General features: G+C 68.6%; 1 protein-coding gene. It reads right to left on the reverse strand.

Annotated elements, in window-relative coordinates; all coding sequences use genetic code 11:
* Window positions 1–3,619 (reverse strand): SDR family NAD(P)-dependent oxidoreductase (locus tag ACWGI2_RS42010; protein ID WP_453701328.1); only part of this gene is annotated, 3,619 nt, incomplete at both ends.

Genomic DNA, 3,619 nt, shown 5'->3' on the forward strand with positions numbered 1-3,619 from the left:
ACGCCGGCGGCGGCCTGGGTGTGGCCGATGTTGGATTTGATGGAGCCGAGCCACAGCGGTTGTTCCACCGTGCGCTCCCGCCCGTAGGTGGCGAGGAGGGCCTGGGCCTCGATCGGGTCGCCGAGCGTCGTGCCCGTGCCGTGTGCTTCTACGGCGTCGATCTGGTCGGCGGTCAACTGGGCGTTGGCGAGGGCTTGTTCGATGACGCGTTGCTGGGAGGGGCCGTTGGGCGCGGTGAGGCCATTGGACGCGCCGTCCTGATTCACGGCCGACGACCGGAGCAGGGCGAGGACGTGATGCCCGTTGCGCTGGGCGTCGGAGAGGCGTTCGAGGAGGACGAGTCCGGCGCCTTCGCCCCAGCCCGTGCCGTCGGCTGCGTCGGCGAAGGGCTTGCAGCGGCCGTCGGGTGCCAGCCCCCGCTGCCGGGAGAACTCGAGGAAAGCGGACGGTGTGGACATCACGGTGACACCGCCGGCGAGCGCCAGATCGCACTCGCCCTGGCGCAGGGCCTGGGCGGCCAGATGCATGCCCACCAACGACGAGGAGCAGGCCGTGTCCACCGTCATGGCGGGGCCCTCCAGCCCGAAGGTGTACGCCACCCGGCCCGAAGCCACGCTCGCCGCACTGCCGTTGCCGAGGTACCCCTCGAAGCCCTCGGGTGTCCGGTGCATCAGGCGCGGTCCGTAATCGGCGTAGATGACTCCGGTGAAGACGCCGGTGTTGCTGCCCTTGAGGGTGGTGGGGTTGATGCCGGCGTGTTCGAAGGCTTCCCAGGCGGTTTCGAGGAGGAGGCGTTGCTGGGGGTCGGTGGCGAGGGCTTCGCGGGGGTTCATGTGGAAGAAGTCGGCGTCGAACTGGTCGGCGTCGTGGAGGAAGGCGCCGTGGCGTGTGTAGGTCTTGCCGGTGGCGTCGGGGTCGGGGTCGTAGAGGTTGTCCAGATCCCAACCGCGGTTGGTCGGGAAGCCGGAGGTGGCGTCCTTCCCTTCGGCGACCAGCAGCCAGAGGTCTTCGGCCGTGCGGATGCCGCCGGGGTAGCGGCATGCGGTGGCGACGATGGCGATGGGGTCGTCGGTGGTGGGGGTGGTGTGGGTGGTGGCTGTGGTCTGGAGCGGGGTGTTGAGGAGTTGGTTGAGGAGGTGAGTCGTGAGGGCTTGTGGGGTGGGGTGGTCGAAGATGAGGGTGGCGGGGAGCCGCAGGCTGGTGGTGCCGGTGAGGCGGTTGCGGAGTTCGACGGCGGTGAGGGAGTCGAAGCCGAGGTCTTTGAAGGGGCGTTGTGGGTCTACGTTGTTGGGCTGGCCGTGGCCGAGGACGGCGGCGATGTGGGTGCGGACGAGTTCGAGGATCAGGCGTTGTTTGTCGGCCGGCTCGGTCAGTGCGGCCAGCCGTTCGGAGAGTGCGGAGCCGCTGGTGGTGGGGGTTGTGGCGGCGGTGCGTCGGGTGGGGTGCGGGGTGAGGTCGTGGAGGAGTGCGGGGGTTGTTTCGGTGGTGCGGAGTGCGTTGGGGTTGAGGGGGAGGCACAGCTGATATGGCTGAGGTGCTGCTAGTGCGGTGTCGAACAGGTGGAGGGCGTGGTCGGTTTCCAGCGGCCGGGTCCCGTGGGTGACTTTGCGGACTTCTGTGCCTGTGAGGTGGTGGGTGAGGTTGGTGGTGTGTTTCCAGTAGCCCCAGGCGAGGCTGGTGGCGGGTTGGCCGTGGTGGTGGCGGTGGTGGGCGAGGGCGTCGAGGTAGGTGTTGGCGGCGGCGTAGTTGGCTTGGCCGGGGTTGCCGAGGGTGCCGGCGGCGGAGGAGTAGAGGATGAAGGCAGTGAGGTCGAGGTGTTGGGTGGCGTGGTGGAGGTTCCAGGCGGCGTCGACCTTCGGGGCCAGGACGGGGTGGAGGCGGTCGGGTGTGAGGCCGGTGAGGGTGGTGTCGTCCAGGGTGCCGGCGGTGTGGATGACCGCGGTGAGCGGATGCTCCTCGGGGATGGACGCGATGAGTTCTTCGACGGCTTGGGGGTCGGTGGTGTCGCAGGCGGTGAGGGTGACCTGGGCTCCGAGGGCTTCCAGCTCGTGTTGCAGGTCGGTGTGTTGGGGTGCGGTGCGGGAGGCGAGGAGCAGATGGGTTATGCCGTGGGTGGTGATGAGGTGTTGGGCGGTGAGGGTGGCGAGTCCTCCGGTGCCGCCGGTGATGAGAACCGTGCCGTCGGGGTTGAGGGGCTGCACGGTGGAGTCGGCTGTTGTGGTGGTGCGGGTGAGGCGGGGTGCGAGGAGTTGGTTGTTGCGGTGGGCGAGTTGGGGTTCGCCGGTGGCCAGGGCTTGTTGCACGTATGAGGTGTCGGCGGCCGGGTTGTCGGTGTCGATGAGGTGGATGCGGCCGGGGTTTTCGTTCTGGGCGGCGCGGACCAGGCCCCACAAGGGTGCATGCGGGAGGTGAACGTCCTCGGCAGAGCTTGTCGCCATGGCGTGCCGGGTGAGGATGACGAGACGCCGGTCTGTGGCGTCGTTGGCGGCCAGCCAGGACTGAAGGTGAGCCAGGACCGTTTCTGTCGCCGTGTGTGCAGCTGCCGGGCTTCGGTCTTCCAGGTCGGCTGGGACCGCGTAGACATCGACCTGGTCGTGAGGCACGCCTTCATGGCCCGTTTCGGCAGGCTTCCAGGTGAGGTGGAAGAGGCTGTTGCGGGTTCCCGCGTCGGCGTTTTTGTGAAGCGAGGTGGGGTCGATTGGGCGGGTGGTGAGGGTGTTGATGGTGGCGACGGGTGCGCCGGTGGGGTCCCAGGCCTGGACGGAGATGTCGTTGCCCGTGGTGGTGAGGGTGGCCCGTAGGTGGGTGGCGTCGGTGGCGTGGACGGTGACGCCGTTCCAGGCGAAGGGCAGCTGGGTCTCGCCGGTTGATGTGGTCTGGGTGGCGAGGGGGTGGAGGGTTGCGTCGAGGAGGGCCGGGTGGATGGTGTGTCCGGTCGGGTCGGCCTCTTCGGGGAGGGTGATCTCGGCGTGGAGGGTGCCGTCGGGCTGGGACCAGACAGCGGTGACGCCCTGGAAGGTGGGCCCGTACTCGTAGCCGCTGGCGGTGAGTTGGTCGTAGAGGGTGGAGACGTCGACCTGTTCTGCCCCGGTGGGTGGCCATTGGGTGAGGGGTTCGGCGGGTTCCTGGGTTGTGGTGAGGGTGCCGGTGGCGTGGCAGGTCCACTCGGAGTCGGTGCCGTCGGGCTCGTGGGTGTGGGGGCGGGAGTGGATGGTGATCTGCCAGCCGTTCGCCTCGGGGGTGGTGGTGACTTGGAGGTCGCGGGTGGTGGTGTCGTCCAGGGTGAGGGGTGTGTGGAGGGTGAGTTCGTCCAGGTGGGTGGCGCCGGTGTGGTCTCCGGCGTGGAGTGTCAGGTCGACCAGGGCCGTACCAGGCAGCAGGACGGTTCCGGACACTGCGTGGTCGGCCAGCCAGGGGTGGGTCTTGAGCCCGATGCGGCCGGACAGGACGATGTGATTCGTGCCTGCGAGCTGGGTGGCTGTGGTGACGAACGGATGATCTGTGGCGGTGAGCCCCAGGTCGCCGGCGTCGGTGAGCTGGGCGGGTATCTGGAGCCAGTAGGGCTGGTGTTGGAAGGGGTAGGTGGGGAGGTTGATGTGGGTGGTCTGCCGCTGGGGCA

This window comes from Streptomyces sp. NPDC054866, assembly GCF_053610745.1.